General features: G+C 51.2%; 3 protein-coding genes. All 3 read right to left on the bottom strand.

Annotated features, from left to right (window positions below; all coding sequences use genetic code 11):
- Nucleotides 1-309: hypothetical protein (locus tag AC1D0P_RS23795; RefSeq protein ID WP_477679000.1), on the bottom strand; the 309-nt coding region annotated here is incomplete at its 3' end.
- A gap of 156 nt (nt 310-465) precedes the next feature.
- Nucleotides 466-2,124, bottom strand: coding sequence for a hypothetical protein (locus tag AC1D0P_RS23790; protein ID WP_477678999.1), 1,659 nt, complete (start codon nt 2,122-2,124; stop codon nt 466-468).
- 81 nt (nt 2,125-2,205) lie between these two features.
- Nucleotides 2,206-3,074 (bottom strand): hypothetical protein (locus AC1D0P_RS23785; RefSeq protein WP_477678998.1); only part of this gene is annotated, 869 nt, incomplete at its 5' end.

Genomic DNA, 3,074 nt, shown 5'->3' with positions numbered 1-3,074 from the left:
GTTCTTGAGAGAAAAAACCTGGTTGGCATGCACTTTTTTGGGTACCTTTTTTAAGGATAATTTTCCTTTTTTATTAGACTGCACCGGTGATTCTTCCAGGGATAAGTTCTGGGTACCGATAGGTCTGGCAAGGTGCATGTAGTATCGGGAACCGGCTTGGCCCCGAATTGTGGCATCAGCAATTCGCTCGGTGTCCGCATCGGTCATATTCCTGCGAGCAACCAGAGAACGCACTTTTTGCTCCGGATACCGCAAATCTCCACGTCGACCGCTCCATTTCTTTTTGACCAGAGCCGTCGGATCCTTCAAGCGCCCTGATCGGAGCCTCATACCTCCGGATAGATCCTCTCCGCCCTCCAACTCTTCGGAGGACTGCATGTCACCGTAAGGGGCCTCTCCATCCTGAAGCTCTTCCAGGTTCCTTTTAGGCACAGGAAATCTTTCGTAGCGGGTTTTTCAAGGCGCTTAACTCTTTTGGACGGACAACGCTCTGATCTGATAACCACACCCATCCAGACTCATGGGTGTCATCGCGATCGCTACTGAATTCAGGCCAAGCTGCAGATAGTCGTGGTATTCAATGGACGAGAAGTCAAGGTCACGAAGTGCGAGTTTCAGGAGATTACCTTCGCCACCTTCTCCCTCGTATGCGTCAACATACTTCGTGACTACATTGCTTGCGTCACCATTGAAAACGAACGAAAGCATGACCCCAGTGGAACTTGTTTTCCATTGTTTTATATAAAGCGTGTATTCATCCACCCAATCCAGAACTTTAAAATAAAGCGTGATTTCGTACGGCTCTTGAGAGCCGGCATCCCAATCAGCGGTGATGCTGGTTTGCGATACGGAAAAACCAGACTCATCCCCTGTATCGAGAACCATCAAATCATTGGTGGATGAAATTATCTTGAAGTCCGCGGGCAGTTTCACCGAGGAGGCTGGTGAAGGAGGCGTCACCGGCGGGATGAACTTATTTGGCAAAAACCCGACGATGGCAGTGTCGCTATTTTTTCCAATTGGATCCAAGCCCATGACATTGAGGTCAATCGTCACCGAGGGAGTTACGTAGGCGCCTGATGCGTCAAGGGCCTGCAAAGCTCTTGAAGTGGAGTCCATGTATACCTTTGGGACGTAGATTTCATCCCCATTGGCGTCCGGCTGGCCGGCATCCTCCAGAGCATGACTTGCTGAGTAATAGTCCACAGGGCTATTGACGATGATTTCGGTCGACGCCGTATAGTCAATATAGACGCGCCATTGGGACTTCATGACAAAGTTGAGCCCGAAATATGACAACTCACTTGGCGGATATAGAAACGAACCGTCATACAGTTGAGACTGCATCGTGGACGAGATATACATCTCAACCTGATTGTCGTTGCTGGGGTTGTTTTTGCCGGACATTGCATAACGGCATTCGATGGCGTTCCACGGATATTCCTGTCCGAAGACCCACGTCGGACAGTCAGCGCTGGGGTCAATGACGGCATAGGATCCCCAGTCTTTGATGCTCATTGATGCTGAATTGGAGGCCTCGTTCGACACCGAGGCATCGCTCCCCGATGAGTTCGACTTATCCGATGTAGAGGTGGTTGTTCTGCTGTGATCGCGCGCGTAGCTGGCAGATCCGTCGCCACTGCTGGCGGCTGACACCGAGACGGAAGTTCCGTAGGTAGTGGATTGCGAATATGACGACCCCGTTGTTGAAGTAACCGATGTCGCTTTTCCGCTCGTGTCGGCCAGGGATTGACTTTGTTGAACCGCCGTATTCACGGTCTGCGGCGAGTAATCCAGAAGATTGAGGGTCAGGCCTTCTGTCGTTCCCCGGACCTCCACGGACGAAGAAACCAGTGCAGGGTAGTCCTCGAATTGTTCCAATGATGGATCACTCACCGGATCCGGATTCATTTTCGAATTTGAGACGTTTTTCAACAAAACACGTTGGGTACATGTAAGAAGAAACTGCTGATTTGTTGGCTGGCTGACGAAACTGGTTGTTGATACCAGAACGTCGTTGTATAGCGCTACCGTGTACTCGAGTGAAAGTATGCCGATCGGCGTCTTGTCCAGGTACAAAGAGAGGTACTGCGTGAAGGAATAGGGATCTTGTTGTTTGAACAAAGCAATCTCCAAAGTGATGACGTGGGCGAATAAGCGGATGGGCGAACGAACGGCTGGATAAGCATCACCAGCCAGGCATCACTAGCGGGGTATTACGGGCAGCATAAAAGCCGTTGCCCCAGGTGTGGGATTCCCGCCTCTTACTTGCTGATCCACGCGATACCAATTGCCTTTGGGCACTGGCATTAAAAAGGAGTTGTATGCCAGCCAACGATTTTTTCCCCAGTTCACCGAGGAGCCAACATACTGCGTCATCGCTTCCGGTGACGGGCCAAAGCTCCCCCACATCTTCATGTTTCCGTCAGCTGGTCCGGCAGAAGCTACATTGCCGATGACAAACAAATCGTTTGCCGCTTGATAAGCAAGTCCAGTTGATAGCGGTGTATAGCCACCTTGAAAAACGGTATTGTTAAAGCCCAGCCAGAACAAAGCGGCATTCGCTCCGGCGGTATTGCCGCCCCCTTGATAGTCTTGCCAACTCACCTCGATCACCGAGCTGGAACACACCGGCAAGCAAAATGAATTGCTGCCCATATAGACATCGGTTCCATAGATCTCGGATGCGGCCGCGATATTTCCGGATGACCCTGTCGGCGCCTTGATCTTGGCGATCATCTGCGTAATACCAGAGTTGCCTGTTATGTATCCCACCAAAAAGCCATCCCCAGGCGCAGTCCAGGCACCACCGTTTATGCAAGGAGCCAGATTGTTGGCGCCGCTGCCCGAAGCAAAGGAAGAGGGAGGAGCAACGCCGCTGGGAAAGGTTACTTCGAAGTAGAACACTTGCGGGTTTGACGTAACACCGTCACCAGCCATACTGAGAGTCCAATCACAGGTTTGATTGATTGGCACCGGCATCGTTGCACTGTTCAGCGTAATGTAGTCATTTTTATTTTTATAAAATTGAACCGACGCAACCGTCCGCAGCGTGTCCGGAGTGGGTCCAGTGC

Source organism: Polaromonas sp. P1_G2 (assembly GCF_056405515.1).
This window is presented reverse-complemented; position numbering and strand designations above follow the sequence as displayed.